Here is a 16,546-nt window from a genome sequence, read left to right as displayed (position 1 = left end):
AATGAGCATCTGAGTTTTCTTTATTTGGCAAAAACCCTAGCTTTTTAGCACAAACCTTTTCTATGTCACTAGTTATCGTTGAACTTTATAAAGTAAAATTACCGTTTCAAAAAGGTTTCACTTTCAACGTTGGTGTTTGCAAAAAATGGATAAAGTCGAGCTTAGAGGTTGTTTGAAAAATATTTTTGGTACTCTAAAACCTAACCTCCCTAGCCCCCCTTCCCTACAATAGAATAGGGGTTTCAAAGCCTCTTAGGAGTGAGAGAGAGGAATGCAAGTAGGGTTTTTAGTATACTTTAGGACTTTTCAAACATCCTCTTAGTTAACCTGATCAATTACTAACTGCCAGAGTTGAATTTCATAACAGAGATGCTTATCAAAAATGGTGCGTGCTGCTAACCCCTCGACAATCGGCTTTTCCAACCAGCGTTTGAACGCTAAACGACCGATCGCGTGTAATGGTGGGAGTGCGATCGCTACAATATCCGCAATATATTTGATGGTAGTCAATCCAAAAGTTCGGAAGTTATCAACACCCAAGTCAATCGTTGGTGCAATTTGGCTGGAAATGTCTTCAGTCTTAATTAACTTGAATCCAGCTTTTATCAATGCCGCCTGAAGCTCGCTAACGACATGACAATTAGAAAAAATGCCCTGTCGATATCCAGCATCAGAACGCATCATATCCGCAATCAATAGGTAGCCACCACTACTCAGTAAACGAGCTGCACCTTGAGCCAAATCGTCAGCAGCAATATATTGGCTGCTTTCACTGAACAGAACTAGGTCGTAGGAGTGTGAAGTGTGAAAATCTTCAAATCTCGTTAAGTAGAAAGGTACTTGAGAGTTGGTATTCTTAATAAACTTCTCTTGTTGGAGTACATCGGGTGCTAATCCCTCAACAGTGAAACCGCGTGAACACAAATATGCTGCGTTCCCACCGATACCACAACCTACGTCAAGCACAGTTTTTGTATCCTCTGGAATAAAACTTAAAAGCTTGGCTGCATAAGCAACTTGCGCCGCACGCAGGCGAGTTACAGTCAATTCTTCACCCGCAGTAGGTAGTGGCTCCCAATAGCCGTAATGGAGATAAGAGGAATCTGTGATTCCCATGTAATAATCTATCGCCGCATTTTGATATCGAGTTGGTTTAGGAATGTTGATTGATTTTGACTTCAGCATTGATGAATAAAGTAAGTTTTAGGATATTTGAATTGGTTGAAATTCTGACCACCGTTTGCAAACTTGTTCGTAGCAATCGGGTAGAGTAATTTTTAGTTGGTGTAAGAAATTGACCTCAATTTGAGGATCGACCTTCTCAACAAGAGGCTGCGCCAACACCATCAGAATAATATCTCTGGGTGTCATTGACTCACTGGGTAATTGCGCCAACCACTATAATGAGAAATGTCTTGGGCTTGGGCGTTGCCGGAGCATTCCGTTACATAAAAAAGCGATAATGTTATAGTAGTATAGGAAATCTGCTAAAATTTCCCTTACTTCATGGCATTTGAGTATACAATAGATACTCAAATATGTAAATAAATAGCTGGAGAGGTGTCCGAGTGGTTGATGGTGACGCACTCGAAATGCGTTTTGGGGAAACCCAACGGGGGTTCGAATCCCCCCCTCTCCGTTTTTTCCTATTTTGTAAGCATTTCAATTATTTCAGCTTGAAGTTATCTGGTTTAATTGGTTTAAGTTATGTAACTCTAGTTAAATCATAAGTATACACAACATCATATTCATTATTGCCACAAGATTTAAAACCTTTTATAAATTCCGAACTATTACAAATATTAGTTGATTCAATCTTATTAGACTGAATAATCAAATTGCTTTGATGTATTTCGCTAATTTAGTTATAAATTGTTAGTCAACAAATCTAGAAAAATTTCGTTTACTAATTCGTGGGCGCTAATATTTTCATTTACACCAAAACAGACTTTCACTTCTGGGCGATTGCGTAATTCTTCAGCTAATTCCTTTGCAAACTCAGATATTGATTCTAAGGCATTAGAGCTTTGAGTTTTTTTGGGAGAAAATCGAGGTAATTCGATCAAGTTTGCTTGAAACATGATTGATGCGCGAGCAGACTTACTACTAGGACATGGCCCTCACGTTCCAAGAGCGATGGAAATCTATAAAGGAAAAATCATTGCCTATTCTTTAGGAAACTTTTTAAGATACCGGACTTTATCTACAAATGCTCAAACGGGTGACTCAATGATTTTAGAAGTTAAACTCAACCCAGCGGAAAATTTGGTATCAAGTAAAATTATTCCTGTTCGGATGGATCGGCAAGGAATCCCTCATATTGATCAGCGTTTTCAGACTGTAAGACTTATGCGTTATTTGAATAATCAAGCTTTTTCCAAGAATCCGGTGAAAATTAATAAGAAGGGGGAAATTGTTGTAGGCAATATCAAATACAAATAAAGAACCCTTTAATTGTTATCATCTCCCAATTTTTCTGGAAATTTATCATTTTGAGGTTGACTCTGAATCGGCGAATTTGGCGTTTCCTGTGTTGGTACTACTACACCAGAAGGATCTGACTGTTTGGATTCGGTTGACGGTGCTGTTGGTATAATCACAGGATGTGATCGATTTAGAGGCTGAGGGGAGGCAGAATTTTGCTTAAAAACAGGTGAGTTATTTTGTGGTAATGGTACCGGGGAAGCATTACGAGATGACCGAACCGCCCGTAATTTCTCTACTAGCGAGGGTGTAGGTGAAACCTTAGGTAAAGGTGCGGATTGTTCCGAATCACGCCGTTGTGATTCTCCTATAGGGTTGCTGGGAGTTTCTGGCGGGGAAGAACGACGATTACGTCGTCGCTGCTTGGAATTAGAAACAGGTGCTGATTCGGTTCTTGAGGTGGTGTTAGTCTGTTCACCATTCTCAAAGCTAGGTACTTTCACGGCTGGCTTTTGAGTTGGCTGTTCAAAAAGCGGCTTTGCAGTTGGCTGCGGCTGAGATTTGGGTAAGATTCTAGTGATGCCAAAACCTGCTGTAGCGGCAACTAAGGCTACACCTATACCAATAAATATTTTAGATGACCCCAATTTTTTCGCCACTACAGTGTCCTTGGCGATGCCTGGGTTGGGCTGCACCAACACAGATGATTTATGAAGGCGATTTTGAGTAGTTTTCCCAATTAATGCTGCCTGTTGAGCAGATAAATTGACAGTTGGCACTGCGTAAGTGGCTAATGCTTCTGGTGTCATATTCACCCCATCTCCAGGTAGCAGTTGTAACCACTCAGCAACTGTCGCTGGCCGAAAACGAGACTCCACCGCCATACCGCGCATTACTGCCTGATTGACAGCAGCACTCAAGTGTGGTTGCAGTTCGCGGGGGGAAGGCATTTGCTCGCGATCGCGCAATAATGCTGGCATCGGAACTTGAGCAGTCAACAGGGCATACAAGGTTGCGGCTAAACCATAAACATCCGTGGCGGGTGTGCGCGGCGCTTGCGTTAGGTACTGCTCAATTGGAGAATAACCCTCAGAAACCATACCCGTGTGAGTCTGCCTCACACTGCCATTAAATTCCCTGGCAATGCCAAAATCAATCAATACTACTTCCTGCGTTCCAAGGCGTTGGATGATATTATCTGGTTTGACATCTCGGTGCAGCAAACCGTTGTTGTGTACTACCTGCAAAGCTGCCCCAATTTGCCGGATGTAATGAATTGCTGTGGCTTCAGGCATTGGTATCCCTGGTAATACAAATGCGTCTGTCAAGGTTTCACCAGGAATGTATTCCATCACCATGTAAGGCAGTCCAGCTTCAACAAAAAAGTCACTGACTCGAACTATATTTGGGTGGATACACGTAGCCAATCGTCTGGCTTCATCTTGGAATTGGCGCTCAAATTTCGCGAAATCAGGATGTTGTCGCAGCCGTTCATTGATGGTTTTCATCACCACCTCCTGACCCAAGTAGCGATGGGTAGCTTTAAACGTAATGCCAAAGCCACCCCGCCCTATTTCTTGAATTAGGGTATATTTTCCATCCTGCAAAATTGTGCCTGCTAACATAGAGAATCCTGAGTCTTGAGTGAGCAGATAACCAGCGAGTCCTGAGTCTTGAGGGATTACCAAAAAATTTTCCCATATTTTATATCGGGCAGGGTTCTTGCCTGTCTATCCTACAGGATGATTTAGTTGTTGGAACTCCCTAAGCGGAAAAACCTGCCGACGATCACAACAGTTTTATCTTTTTCATAGGATAACGCGGGAGTCGAGAAATCCTGAAGTAGGAAACAGACTCAAGCTGTCTTCCACGTCCGTGATCTTAGGGAGGAAGTACGACTTGATACGTTACTTGCTACAACGCCAAAGAGCAATTTAGTGACTTGGCTCTAGAACACCCATTCAGTAATCTTTAAATCAGAAAAGAAATGAGGGGGATAAGAGGGATGAGGAAGAATTGTTGAGCAAGTTTCTTAGTATCAACAACTAATCGCATCATAAAAATAACCTAATAATTACTCATTATTTAATATTTTAATTATAAAAATTGCTGCCAACTTTATATATATGGTGTCATTTGTAGAAAAAAATTAATAGTTAATAACTAGTATATTTGGCAATACTGTTCAGTTAAGGACAGGACTTAGCCTCAATTTAATGCAATTGACTAATCGCCTTAGAGAACGCGTTCGCATAGCAATTAATCAAGCGGGTACAATGTATATACTTCTACAATATACTATTTTTGGCGCTGTGAATAATGAAAAATAAAGGATAAATATCACCATTTATTCTCTCTGTTCCTGTATCATTAATTTCTGCATATTCCAAAATTTTGAATCGACTAAGAAAAAAAGGTGAAAAATATTCTTGAAAAGTATGCGATGGTTCCTCTACAACTAAAGCGATCCGCAGGATCTCCTAATACAGTATCACCAGAGCCTAAGTCTGAGGCAAAGTCGGCAAATAATACACTCCCTACTATTGGTAAGACGAGAAAACGATATTCTACAGAAGCTAAGACATAACTGCGACCACTCCCAACATCTCCAGAATCGTAACCGCGCAGCTTTTGCAGTTGGAGTAACGGTTTTAGCAGGTGCAGCCGTTGCTTGCTGAGTGACATTGCCAGTAGCTAAAGTAAAAATTGCAGTAGCAGAAACTCGCATAATATTTAACATAATTAACTGGGAGTTAGTTGTAGAGAGGCTAGCGAATAGGGATAATACTAACTTCCAGCTTTTTCACCGATTTCCCTATTTATACCTCTTACCCCAACAGACAATTAATTTTGATGTTTTGTTTCTTATGAGTAATGTATCTCGCTTATCCCTAGCCTCTAACTCCCAAGCTGTAACTTCTCCTTTGCGGTTACTTGTATTAAGTAATGGTCATGGAGAAGATGTAATTGCAGTTCGGATTTTGCAAGAACTCCAACGACAATCAAACCCACCAGAGATATTTGCTTTATCTCTGGTGGGCGAAGGACGTGCTTATCAACAGTTGAATATCCCTCTGATCGGTTCAGTCCGCACTATGCCTTCTGGCGGCTTTATTTATATGGATAGTCGCCAATTAGTGAGGGATGTACGCGGTGGTTTATTGCAACTTACCCTCAGCCAGATTAAAGCTGTCCGCCGTTGGGTGAGTTCTCAAAAAAAATTAGGTAATAAAAGAGCAATTTTAGCTGTGGGAGATATTGTCCCGCTATTGTTTGCAACTTTCAGTGGCGCTAATTATGCTTTTGTGGGTACGGCGAAATCTGAATATTATGTGCGGGATGAAGCAGGATTATTACCACGGAAATCCAAAGATGCGCGTTGGGAAAACTTTTCTGGTTCAGTTTACCATCCTTGGGAACGTTGGTTAATGAGTCGTCGCCGTTGTAAGGCAGTGTTCCCTAGAGATGCACTGACGACGGAAACATTAAAACAATGGCCAATTCCAGCTTTTAATTTGGGTAATCCCATGATGGATGGTCTGCAACCGACCTTTTCACGCCAACAATTTTATAGTCAGGATAGTCAACAGCAAGAAACAGTTCGACCTTTAATGGTGACTCTTCTTCCTGGTTCCCGTCCACCAGAGGCATACACTAACTGGGAAACAATTATGATTGCCGTATCTGCGTTGATGGCAAGTTTCCAGGAGCGAGATTCAGTGTTCTATACTTCTGGTACAGTAGTGTTTTTAGGTGCGATCGCTCCAGGTTTAGACTCTAATATTTTATCCCAAAGTGTGCAATCCCAAGGCTGGCGCACTCAATCGGCATCTCCTCTCAAAATCTCTGATCCAAATGTCTTGACATTTAAACAAAGGAATGCGTATTTACTGCTAACACAACAAGCCTATAATGACTGTCTGCATTTGGGAGATTTAGCGATCGCAATGGCAGGTACAGCTACAGAACAGTTTATCGGTTTAGGGAAACCTGCGATCGCGATTCCCGGTAATGGGCCCCAATTTAACCCAGGCTTTGCTGAAGCTCAAAGTCGTCATTTAGGCTCATCTTTGATTTTAGTCGAGCAACCAGCAGAAGTTGCCCAAATAGTCCAGTCCCTATTCAAAAATCCTGATATTTTGCAAATTATTGCTGAAAATGGTCTACGACGCATGGGTAAACCGGGAGCCGCATTACACATTGCAGAATGTTTACAGGAACGATTGGGTTAAAGAGGCATTGGGCATTGAGTATAAGAGACAGAGGGGCAGTTCTTACTGGGGGCAAGGGGGAAAATTAAAATTACCTCTTTCCCCTCTGCTGCCAGCAAGAACTGCTCCCCTGCCTCTTGTTTTGCCTCCTCTGTTCCCTGCTCCTTGTCCAGTACCTTACGCCACCAACCCAGAACGTAGGGCCCTAACAGCAGCTTGGGTACGGTCATCGGCACATAATTTATTTAGAATATTACGAACATGGGTTTTCACAGTACCAACTGTAATATAAAGTTTCTCGGCAATTTGCCCATTGCTACACCCAGCTACAATCAACTCTAGGATTTCCAGTTCACGTTGAGTCAGGGGGTATGTTTCCAAAACTTGCTCATATTCTGACGCCAGCGCCTCAATTTTTACAGTCTTCGGCTTGTCAGAATTTTGGCTCTCTCCAGGAATACCTTGCCGCATCTTCCGCAATACCACGTTGGCTATTGCCGGATCAATCCAAGAGTTACCGCCGTGAGTTGCTTGGATTGCCTCCGTTAATTTACTGATACTTGTTTCTTTCATGTAATAAGAATCAGCACCTGCTGCGAAAGCTGCAAGTACAGCATCCTCTGTATGATCCATTGTCAGGATCAGAATCTTCGTTGTGCCTTGCCCAGTTTCAGCTTGGTAGCGTTTGAATTTACGGGTGAGTTCGATGCCATCCATGTCAGGCAAGCCGATATCTACAACAGCTACATCTGGCTTTGCCGTTTCTAAAAGTTTTAATCCTTGGGTAGCATTTGCCGCTTCGCCAATTACTTTCAATGCGCTGTGAGATTGTAATGCGGCTCGTAGCCCCATTCGCGTTAAGTCGTGATCTTCAATTAAAATAATACTAATTTCATTCATAGCTACACTCACTCTTACGCTGTTTACAATCTTTCAAAGTATTACCTTTTATAAGCGCTATCTATCTATTTTCCCAAACTAAAGATAGATGATTTTTCAAACAGTCTGCATCCACCGATAGAAATAAGAAACATCCTATTTTTTAGTATTTAGATAGAGGACATATCTAGCTGGAGATATATAGATACTTACACAAAAAGTATGAAATATTGAGACTAATGCAAAATTGCCCCCTTTGCTCAGAATTAAGCTTTTAGATAGGCAGGCATAATTAAACGCAATGTAAAGTCCATATTAGATTTATTTACACCCATCCGCTTAGTTTCTATATTCCATCAGTTAATTACTATTATCTTGTATAAAGTTTTGAAAAAAAAGCTTACAAAAATGCATAAATTACAACAGATCGAACTTCTGACTTTTCACGGCTTCTGGAAAACCTTACTTCCATTCCTCTCTCCTACTTTTGAGAGGCTTTTAATTTTTCCCCAACCATACAAGGGTTAAGGCTGGGGGGTTAAGATTTCGCCCTCTTTTTTTCAATTACCTAGCTCATTGGTGGACAATTTAAAAAGCAATTCAAGCACAATTACCAAAAGTAATTACTCGTGGCTGCATATGGTGGGAGACTTACGGCTCAAAAGTTAGACCCTTCAGCAATCAAAGTGGACAAGTAATCTTTTTAATACTAAAAGGCTTGGAAGCACTTAGTATTCTTCCCAAAGTTTACAAGAAGGTGTGGGGAATTTTCCAAACAGTGGAAGTCCGCGATCGCCAAGCAAATCCTAACACAGGTCTGGCGATCGTTCAGAAAATTGTCAAAATTCCAGGAGGTAGGATTACTTCAAATTCACAAATAAATATAGGCAGTACTTTCTCGTCTACCTGGTTGAAGCAATATGATGAGTAAAATTACTCAGGCTTATGGTAGATGATAAATGGTATGCAACTCTGACCAATGGGTGACGACGGTCGCTTGCTGACTCATTTACAATTGTTTTAAGCTTAGTAAAATATTTTATTTTACTTTGTATCAGTTCTAACTGTTGTCTTCAGAGCAATAGTTTTCAGTTTATTAATTGCTAATTGTTTTAAAGTTATTAATCATTAACTATGAGTTGAATTCCAATACTTGGGTAAATTAACAAAATTGAGAATACAACAGACTAAATTCAACCTAAAGAGAAGTATTGGGGATTATATAAAATGCCTTAGTTAATCAAGTAAGTGAAATATTTTAAATGTCCGAAAATATTATATTCTTGAGTTGGATAATTTGAAAAAAGAAACATTGTACATCAATCTATGTTTGGCGGCAAAAATAAAAACTGATGGAACAGACGCTGAAAATTTTGGTTGTAGACGATAACGAAGTTGACCGGATGGCAGTCCGTGACGCGCTGACTAAAGCAGGTCTTCAAATGGAACTGTTTGAAGTAAGCAATGGCAATGATGCGTTTTCTGCCTTAAACACTACTGCCTATGATTGTGTTTTCTTCAATTATCGCTTACCAGATCAGCATGGACTAACCTTTATTCAACAGCTACGTTCTTCAAAAATTAAAGTTCCTTCAGTAGTCCTAACTGCTCAAGGAGATGAACAAATTGCTGTGCAATTAATCAAAGCTGGTGCTACAGACTATCTATCTAAGTCTAAGATATCTCCAGAAATGTTGGTACAGGTTTTGCGGAGTGCGATTCGGATTTATTGGGCTGAAATGCAGGCAGCTTTGGTAAACCAGCAACTCAGAGAAAGTCATGAACAACTCCTTCGTAAAAATCAAGAATTGGAGAGACAACAGCAACAGATTCAAATACAAAACTTCAAGCTATTGGAGGTATCACAGCTAAAATCATATTTTTTGGCAACTATGTCCCACGAACTCAGAACGCCGATGAATGCGATTATTGGTTTTTCGCAAATACTGTTCCGTTCTAAGTTCGGTCAACTAACGCACCAGCAAGCAGATATGGTTGAACGGATCTTGAGTAATGGGAAGCATTTGCTGATGCTAGTCAATGAAGTTCTCGACTTTTCCAAGTTGGAGGCAGGACGATTAGACTTAAAGGCGGAAATATTTGATGTATCAAAGGTAATAAATCTCGCTGTAGGTGAAATGCGTTCCCTTGCTGATGCCAAAAATCTATCATTGTTAGTGCAAACCGATTTGCAAAATACTTTGGTATTTAATGATCCGGTTCGGATCAAACAGATTTTAATTAACCTGCTCTCCAACGCCATTAAGTTCACAGAGTCTGGGGAAATTTGGGTTGAGGTTAAGGAACTACCTGCAAGTCGAGTGACAATTGTTGTTCGGGATACAGGTATTGGCATAGCACCCAGAAATTTTAAACGTATTTTTGAAGCATTTCGGCAAGTCGATCAAACTATCACTCGTAAATATCCAGGTACAGGTCTGGGTTTGGCAATTATAGATTCGCTGGTGCGAATGATGGGCGGCAAAATTTTTCTAGACAGCAAATTGGGGAGCGGTTCAATGTTTAAAATTGAATTGCCGCGTCAAATCACATTATCCACTGAAGCAGCCGATGCTCCAGATGTACAGTTAGATAGTGATGATATTTTTAGCTCTGCTAAAAATCCGCATCATTCATCTTCTCAAACTAGGTAAGCAGCAACAGGATATCTTAAATTTAAACTATAAATTACTTTCAAAGAAAACTGATAAAAGTTGATAAATTATGTCTGTAGTTGAAAATAATAAAATTTCTCGTATCCTCGCAGTTGATGATACTCTAGATAATCTCATTTTGGTTCAAGCAATTTTAGAAAGTGAGGGTTATGAAATTGATTTGGTTTCAGATGGAATAAAGGCTTTGCGGCAAGTTGAACAATCTCCACCCGATCTGATTCTGTTAGATGTGATGATGCCAGGGATCGATGGTTATGAAGTCACACGTCGGATTCGAAATAACCCAGCAATTAGTTATATTCCAATTCTGTTAATTACTGCCTTTCACGAATCTAGTGTTGTCGAAGGTTTAGATGCTGGTGCTGACGACTTTATTCGTAAACCATTTGATACTGATGAACTACTGGCAAGGGTGCGATCACTGTTGCGTCTCAAGCACAGTTTGGATGAACAACAAAAAATGGCCCGCCAACGGGAAGACTTTGTTTCGCGTCTGACTCATGATTTGCGAACTCCCCTAGTAGCCGCCGATCGCATGTTGAATTTGTTTGAGATGGAAACATTCTGCAAAATTTCGCCGGAAATGAAACAGGCGATCGCAGTCATGATTCGCAGTAACCAAAATTTGATGGAAATGGTGAACACCCTCCTAGAAGTCTATCGCTTCGAGGCAGGTAAAAAAACGTTGAATTGGGAAATATGCGATTTACGTGAGATATCTCAAGAAGTAGTGAGCGAACTAAGTCCTCTAACTAGTGAAAAAGGGTTGACTCTGAAAATAGACAGCCGTGAATTAGACCCACTGGGTGAAAACGCTGGTATTGTTATGGGCGATCGCTTGGAACTACGCCGGGTGCTAAACAACCTGATCGCAAATGCGATCAAATTCACAGATACAGGAGGCATTACAATCCGCATTTTTGAAACATCACCTCATCCAGGAGATCAAGATTCGGTAACAATCGAGATCCAAGATACAGGATATGGGATTGCGCCAGAAGATCAGGCAACAATTTTCAAGCGATTTCGCCAAGGTAAACATAAACGCTCAGGTAGTGGCTTAGGACTACATCTATCCCACCGGATTGTAGAAGCGCACGCAGGAACTATCCAGGTCACCTCTGAAGTAGGTAAAGGTAGTTTGTTCACTGTGCAACTACCTAAAAACACTTAAGTTTTCTCCTTCATCCAACGAGTTATAGTTGCTTGATCACGTCTAAAGGGTCAAAGCGATCGCTTTGACCCTTGGAAAATAAATTAAATGATAAATCTGATTCCGTTAATACATTAACAAAGGTTTTTGTCAAGACTAATTTAGATTCGTTTGCCCTGCATAGGGTTATTTCCTTTTATATTTTCTCAGAGATGGTAAATCTTCCGAAATTGGATGCTCCCTTACCCTTACGATAGATGTGGTTTTTAAAATTATTCATTATTTTGTCTTTTCTATCAATGCGTAAGTCCTAAGATGAATATTTTTATCATTATATGGATAGTAGGAATAACGATTTTACAAGGTTACTATTTAGCCTATTAATGCCTGAAAGACGTGTATGTACCCTGGAATAATATCCAGAGTGTTTTTTATTGAGGTTTGGTTGACAGCCAAAGCTTTTTTATAATAATTAAAAATTAAATATTATCTCCGACAAAGGTAAACAGCGATGTCTACGAATAGCTAAAGCTGAAAGCAAGTTGATTTGCTCATGGGTACCTATCCTTATTTGAAGAGATAGGGTTGTAAAAGCTGAAATTTCTTTTACTTCCCCAATTGCAGTTTATCGTTCAATGAAGTGGCAATAAACTCTTGAACTACATTTAGACAAATCTAGCTGCAATAATTCATTGCCTTTGACTAATTCATAATCTTTTACGCCTTAAACGTCAACACTGGACTCAATCGCGCCACAACGTCCACCATTTCTGCCTCAACCTGCACATCTATCACAGACTGAATCGGTTTATAGGCGGCGGGTGCTTCTTCAATTCGGCGTTCCTCACGCAGAGTGATGCAGTCTATCCCGGTTAATCCCTGTTCTGCCTCACTCTGAGATGCACCTTTGCGGTTGAGGTCAAAGCGAGAATAAATTCTTCCCGCCCCATGTGAGGCCGAATTACAAAATGCTGGATTGCCTCTACCCACCATCAGATAAGAATAAGCACCCATTGAACCAGGGATAATCACTGGTTGTCCTACATGGGCTGGACTTGCGCCCTTGCGTGTTACCCACTTCTCAATTTTGGATTTTGGATTTTGGATTTTAGATTGAAAAGACGTTGTATACAACGTCTCTACATATTCAAGTTGTGGCAAGGTGATGTTGTGCGGTAAGTCATAAATTAGAGGTGCTTCCACATCTTTGTATACTTCTCGCAAACGCAGACGTAGCAGTTCCGCTAATAGCAGGCGATTGACAAAGGCATAGTTAGCAGCAGTGGCCTCAGCTTGCAGGTAACTAGCGACTAGTTCGGGGTGAGAATAAGTAGAGAGAGGAAAAATCTGAGAATCAGGGTACTTTAGACCTTTTTGCCAAGTCGCTTTAGCTTTATCTCGCCACATTCCCCCAATATACTTACCCACATTTCGAGAACCAGAGTGAATCATAAAAGCTAGCTGTCCCTGGCGCACTCCCCAGGCGTGGGCAAGTGGGCGATTTTCGACTTTATCAACCCGTTGCACTTCTACAAAATGGTTGCCGCCGCCAATGGTTGCTAGTCCGCCATCGCGTACTAGTCCAGCATCGGGAACCAATTCTTCAGGCGCAAGTTTCCAGTCACCATCCATTGAACCACCCAAGAAGATGCGATCGCTCTCTTGGGCAAGTTGTTGCAAATCAGACTTGATTACACTCCCCGTAGGCTGATTTAGCATGGCATCCAGCCAACCGGGAACTCCGTACTGAAATAGCGATCGCATTGCGTCAGCAGTCATCGTTACATCACGCGTACCGAAGAAGTAATCCCCCTTCATCCGTTCTACGAATTGGTCACGCTTTGCCAGAAATTCCTCGATTGTCAAATCAACAACATGCAGGCGCATCCCACAATTGATGTCAGAACCGACAGCGCCAGGGATGATCTGACCCACAGTTTCCACAACTGAACCAATGGCAACACCCGCATCACCTGGGTGAAAGTCAGGCGTAGCACAGGCACGACACACGCATCCACCTGACGGGTGGCGGACGCTTGCCAAATTCGCTAACTGCTTAAGTGCCTTAGCTTCAACGGGGAAGTCTTCTGGTAGTAGCACTTCTGCTACAGGGGCATCAGGAGAATTAACTAAACGAACTGAATAAGTGCGATTGTTGTAACTTACATCTAAACCCTGCCGCTCTAAAGCACGCAAGAGACGTTTCAGATTTTTTGGCTGCATGAAAACTCCAAATCGAGCCTTAAAAAAGACTCTTTGTTGTGAAGAGATTTACGAGACTTGGGTTCAGCAGCCGCGTCTCAAGTGGTGCGGAGGGTCACTTTCCCAGAACTGTGGGGAAAACAACTGGTTATATAGCCTTGATAACACAGACTTGCATCGGAAGACAAGTTTTTTGTAGTATTTTGTATTTTTAGCGATTTATGTACTACATCTGTAAAGAAATTTGAAGTTTAACGAAAAATTTTTAAAATTCTCTAGACTCTCCAGCCGGCTAGAGAGTCTAGGATGAATTCAAGGCGACTTTCTTTGCAGTTATTTCTGACTGTTGACGGTTGTCCCTCAGTCATCCAGTTTGGTCTGGCTAGCTTTTCCACTCTATCCCGTAAATCTATGAGTCTTCAACTCACAGTTCCCAACATGGCTTGTTCTGCTTGTGCAAGCACCATCACTAAAGCACTTCAGGCAGTCGATGCCAACGCTAGCATTCAGGCTGATCCAACAACCAAGCTTGTCAGTGTCCAAACTCAAGCATCAGAAACAGCAATTAAGGAAGCATTGGCTGCTGCTGGCTATCCAGTTGCTTAATCTTTAAAATCCTGCCACACCAATCACGGCGGTTCATCTAATTATGGATACTCTCACACTCAAACTTCGAGGCATGAGTTGCGCCGCTTGCGCCAACAATATCGAAAAGGCAATTCGCTCTGTTCCTGGGGTAATTGACTGCAACGTTAACTTTGGAGCAGAGCAAGCCGCCATCAAGTACGATCGCTCTCTAGCCAATTTGGAGAAAATCCAAAATGCGATCGCTGCTGCAGGATACTCTTCCTACTCACTCCAGGAAGAATTGCTCACCGAAGAAGATGATGCCGAGAAAGCGACTAGGCAAGCATTACAACGCGAACTCTCCCTTAAGGTAGTCGTGGGAGGTGTGATCAGCATTTTCCTATTTTTGGGATCGCTGCCCATGATGACTGGGCTGAACTTGGATTTAATTCCAAGCTTCCTGCAAAATCCTTGGGTAGAGTTAGTGCTGACAACACCCGTTGTGTTCTGGTGTGGTGGATCTTTTTACCGCAATGGTTGGAAAAGCCTTAAGCGCCATACGGCGACGATGGACACGCTGATTGCTTTGGGTACAAGTGCAGCGTATCTATATTCTTTGTTTGTCACTGTTTTCCCGAAATTTTTTATTGCTCAGGGCTTGATACCTCATCTTTATTACGAAGTTGCTGCCATTGTGATTACCTTAATTTTACTGGGGCGGTTATTGGAAAATCGCGCTAGGGGGCAAACTTCTGAAGCCATCCGCAAACTCATTGGACTACAAGCTAGAGATGCCAGAGTTATCCGTGATGATAGGGAAATTGATGTTCCCATCGCCGAAGTCAGAATCAAAGATGTGATTTTGGTGCGTCCTGGTGAAAAGATTCCGGTAGATGGCGAAGTAATTGCAGGCGCATCGACGGTAGATGAAGCGATGGTGACGGGTGAAAGTTTGCCAGTAAAAAAGCAACCAGGAGATGAAGTGATTGGGGCGACGATTAACGGTGCGGGTGCATTTCAGTTTCGGGTGACAAGAGTCGGAAATGATACGTTTTTGGCTCAAATCGTTAAACTAGTGCAACAAGCCCAAGGTTCTAAAGCCCCAATTCAACGCTTGGCAGATCAAGTGACAGGATGGTTTGTCCCAGCTGTAATTGCGATCGCGATCGCCACTTTCGTCATTTGGTTTAACTTCACAGGCAACCTCACTCTAGCAACAATGACAACGGTGGGTGTACTGATTATCGCTTGTCCTTGTGCTTTGGGTTTAGCTACCCCCACTTCTGTAATGGTGGGGACGGGCAAAGGTGCAGAAAATGGCATCTTGATTAAGGGTGCAGACAGCTTAGAACTAGCACACAAAATTCAAACCATTGTTTTAGATAAAACTGGCACTTTGACTCAGGGGAAACCTACAGTTACAGACTTTGTAACTGTCAACGGTACAGCTAATGGTAATGAAATCAAGCTTTTACAGTTAGCAGCAACGGTGGAACGCAATTCTGAGCATCCTTTAGCATCAGCAGTGGTGAAATATGCCCAGTCTCAAGAAGTGAGTTTAGTAGAGGCAAAGAACTTTCAGGCGATCGCAGGTAGTGGTGTCCAAGCAGTTGTTTCAAATCAGCTCGTGCAAATTGGTACACAACGTTGGTTAACAGAACTTGGAATTAACACCATCACTCTCCAGCAGTATAAAGATGCATGGGAAGCGGTTGGTAAAACAGTCATTTTGATTGCAGTAGATGGCGAACTACAAGGAATAATGGGTATTGCTGATGCCCTCAAACCTTCATCCACAGCAGTAGTGAAAGCTTTACATAAGTTAGGTTTAGAAGTAGTAATGCTCACCGGAGACAATCGTAAAACTGCTGATGCGATCGCTCTACAAGTTGGCATCCAGCGAATCTTTGCCGAAGTCCGTCCAGATCAGAAAGCGGCGATTATCCAATCTCTGCAAGGGGAAATTGAGAGATTTGCAAAATCAAAAAACCAAAATCGTTGGACTGAGCAAAGCCGTTCGCGTAGCGTTCCGCAGGAAAGTCTCAAATCTAAAATTGTCGCAATGGTCGGTGATGGCATAAATGATGCGCCAGCCTTAGCACAGGCTGATGTGGGTATTGCTATTGGGACGGGAACAGATGTGGCGATCGCAGCTAGCGATATCACCCTAATTTCTGGAGATTTGCTCTTAATTGTCACAGCAATCCAACTGAGTCGCGCCACCATCAATAATATCAGGCAAAATCTCTTCTTTGCCTTTATTTACAACGTTATTGGTATTCCTATTGCGGCTGGAATTCTGTTCCCCATCTTTGGTTGGTTACTCAATCCAATTATTGCTGGAGCAGCGATGGCTCTTTCTTCGCTTTCTGTTGTTAGCAATGCCCTCAGATTGCGTAACTTTCAACCAAAAACTACCTCATAATTGCAGGGTA

Annotated in this window: 12 protein-coding genes, 1 tRNA gene and 2 pseudogenes; 8 read left to right on the top strand and 7 right to left on the bottom strand. The window is 41.8% G+C overall.

What is annotated here, in order from left to right:
* Positions 1-318: 318 nt before the first annotated feature.
* Together V7K21_RS22885 and V7K21_RS22880 are read right to left on the bottom strand one after the other, a co-directional pair.
* Positions 319-1,185 carry a class I SAM-dependent methyltransferase gene (locus V7K21_RS22885; protein ID WP_335177483.1) on the bottom strand — a complete coding sequence of 289 codons (867 nt, stop codon included), beginning with the start codon at positions 1,183-1,185 and terminating at the stop codon, positions 319-321.
* A gap of 18 nt (positions 1,186-1,203) precedes the next feature.
* Positions 1,204-1,371 carry a hypothetical protein gene (locus V7K21_RS22880; RefSeq protein WP_335177482.1) on the bottom strand — a complete coding sequence of 56 codons (168 nt, stop codon included), beginning with the start codon at positions 1,369-1,371 and terminating at the stop codon, positions 1,204-1,206.
* A 183-nt stretch (positions 1,372-1,554) separates the two neighbouring features.
* Between V7K21_RS22880 and V7K21_RS22875 the strand changes: the two genes are divergently transcribed.
* Positions 1,555-1,639: transfer RNA gene (locus V7K21_RS22875), tRNA-Ser, on the top strand.
* A 226-nt stretch (positions 1,640-1,865) separates the two neighbouring features.
* Here the strand turns inward: V7K21_RS22875 and V7K21_RS22870 are convergent.
* A complete protein-coding gene (locus tag V7K21_RS22870; RefSeq protein WP_335177529.1) occupies positions 1,866-2,081 on the bottom strand; it encodes a hypothetical protein in 216 nt (71 codons plus the stop codon).
* On the opposite strand from V7K21_RS22870, the pseudogene V7K21_RS22865 reads away from it, so the two are divergent.
* A pseudogene (locus V7K21_RS22865) lies at positions 2,035-2,442 on the top strand (CapA family protein); the annotation flags it as partial. The gene V7K21_RS22870 and the pseudogene V7K21_RS22865 overlap by 47 nt on opposite strands.
* An 8-nt stretch (positions 2,443-2,450) precedes the next feature.
* Here V7K21_RS22865 and V7K21_RS22860 read toward each other — a convergent pair.
* Both V7K21_RS22860 and V7K21_RS22855 read right to left on the bottom strand, forming a co-directional pair.
* A complete protein-coding gene (locus tag V7K21_RS22860; RefSeq protein ID WP_335177526.1) occupies positions 2,451-4,049 on the bottom strand; it encodes a serine/threonine-protein kinase in 1,599 nt (532 codons plus the stop codon).
* Between the two features lie 844 nt (positions 4,050-4,893).
* Positions 4,894-5,052 (bottom strand): annotated as a pseudogene (locus V7K21_RS22855) (BamA/TamA family outer membrane protein); the annotation flags it as partial.
* 239 nt (positions 5,053-5,291) lie between these two features.
* On the opposite strand from V7K21_RS22855, the gene V7K21_RS22850 reads away from it, so the two are divergent.
* The gene (locus V7K21_RS22850) at positions 5,292-6,656 is read left to right on the top strand and encodes a lipid-A-disaccharide synthase-related protein (RefSeq protein ID WP_335177481.1); all 1,365 of its coding nucleotides are present in this window, start codon (positions 5,292-5,294) and stop codon (positions 6,654-6,656) included.
* Positions 6,657-6,812: 156 nt separating this feature from the next.
* Here the strand turns inward: V7K21_RS22850 and V7K21_RS22845 are convergent, their stop codons facing one another.
* The gene (locus V7K21_RS22845) at positions 6,813-7,535 is read right to left on the bottom strand and encodes a response regulator transcription factor (protein WP_273764237.1); all 723 of its coding nucleotides are present in this window, start codon (positions 7,533-7,535) and stop codon (positions 6,813-6,815) included.
* Between the two features lie 697 nt (positions 7,536-8,232).
* On the opposite strand from V7K21_RS22845, the gene V7K21_RS22840 reads away from it, so the two are divergent.
* The 3 genes from V7K21_RS22840 (at position 8,233) to V7K21_RS22830 (ending at position 11,363) form a co-directional block, all read left to right on the top strand.
* Positions 8,233-8,445: a hypothetical protein gene (locus V7K21_RS22840; protein ID WP_335177480.1), complete on the top strand. Its 213-nt coding sequence runs from the start codon at positions 8,233-8,235 to the stop codon at positions 8,443-8,445.
* 421 nt (positions 8,446-8,866) lie between these two features.
* The gene (locus V7K21_RS22835) at positions 8,867-10,168 is read left to right on the top strand and encodes an ATP-binding response regulator (protein ID WP_335177479.1); all 1,302 of its coding nucleotides are present in this window, start codon (positions 8,867-8,869) and stop codon (positions 10,166-10,168) included.
* Positions 10,169-10,238: 70 nt separating this feature from the next.
* Entirely contained in the window at positions 10,239-11,363 is a 1,125-nt protein-coding gene (locus tag V7K21_RS22830) for a sensor histidine kinase (RefSeq protein ID WP_335177478.1), read from the top strand.
* A gap of 696 nt (positions 11,364-12,059) precedes the next feature.
* On the opposite strand, the gene V7K21_RS22825 is transcribed toward V7K21_RS22830, so the two are convergent.
* Positions 12,060-13,565, bottom strand: coding sequence for an RtcB family protein (locus tag V7K21_RS22825; RefSeq protein WP_335177477.1), 1,506 nt, complete (start codon positions 13,563-13,565; stop codon positions 12,060-12,062).
* A gap of 390 nt (positions 13,566-13,955) precedes the next feature.
* Between V7K21_RS22825 and V7K21_RS22820 the strand changes: the two genes are divergently transcribed.
* Together V7K21_RS22820 and V7K21_RS22815 are read left to right on the top strand one after the other, a co-directional pair.
* Positions 13,956-14,150: a heavy-metal-associated domain-containing protein gene (locus V7K21_RS22820; protein ID WP_335177525.1), complete on the top strand. Its 195-nt coding sequence runs from the start codon at positions 13,956-13,958 to the stop codon at positions 14,148-14,150.
* Positions 14,151-14,193: 43 nt separating this feature from the next.
* Positions 14,194-16,536, top strand: coding sequence for a heavy metal translocating P-type ATPase (locus V7K21_RS22815; RefSeq protein ID WP_335177476.1), 2,343 nt, complete (start codon positions 14,194-14,196; stop codon positions 16,534-16,536).
* Positions 16,537-16,546: the final 10 nt, after the last annotated feature.

Origin of the sequence: Nostoc sp., assembly GCF_036919595.1 — a bacterium.
Taxonomy (GTDB): Bacteria; Cyanobacteriota; Cyanobacteriia; order Cyanobacteriales; family Nostocaceae; genus Nostoc.
This window is presented reverse-complemented; position numbering and strand designations above follow the sequence as displayed.

Coding starts and splice junctions, on each gene's coding strand:
- V7K21_RS22825 (WP_335177477.1), bottom strand. CDS start 13,565: ATGCAGCCAAAAAATCTGAAACGTCTCTTGCGTGCTTTAGAGCGGCAG.
- V7K21_RS22885 (WP_335177483.1), bottom strand. CDS start 1,185: ATGCTGAAGTCAAAATCAATCAACATTCCTAAACCAACTCGATATCAA.
- V7K21_RS22820 (WP_335177525.1), top strand. CDS start 13,956: ATGAGTCTTCAACTCACAGTTCCCAACATGGCTTGTTCTGCTTGTGCA.
- V7K21_RS22835 (WP_335177479.1), top strand. CDS start 8,867: ATGGAACAGACGCTGAAAATTTTGGTTGTAGACGATAACGAAGTTGAC.
- V7K21_RS22870 (WP_335177529.1), bottom strand. CDS start 2,081: ATGTTTCAAGCAAACTTGATCGAATTACCTCGATTTTCTCCCAAAAAA.
- V7K21_RS22860 (WP_335177526.1), bottom strand. CDS start 4,049: ATGTTAGCAGGCACAATTTTGCAGGATGGAAAATATACCCTAATTCAA.
- V7K21_RS22845 (WP_273764237.1), bottom strand. CDS start 7,535: ATGAATGAAATTAGTATTATTTTAATTGAAGATCACGACTTAACGCGA.
- V7K21_RS22850 (WP_335177481.1), top strand. CDS start 5,292: ATGAGTAATGTATCTCGCTTATCCCTAGCCTCTAACTCCCAAGCTGTA.
- V7K21_RS22815 (WP_335177476.1), top strand. CDS start 14,194: ATGGATACTCTCACACTCAAACTTCGAGGCATGAGTTGCGCCGCTTGC.
- V7K21_RS22830 (WP_335177478.1), top strand. CDS start 10,239: ATGTCTGTAGTTGAAAATAATAAAATTTCTCGTATCCTCGCAGTTGAT.
- V7K21_RS22880 (WP_335177482.1), bottom strand. CDS start 1,371: ATGACACCCAGAGATATTATTCTGATGGTGTTGGCGCAGCCTCTTGTT.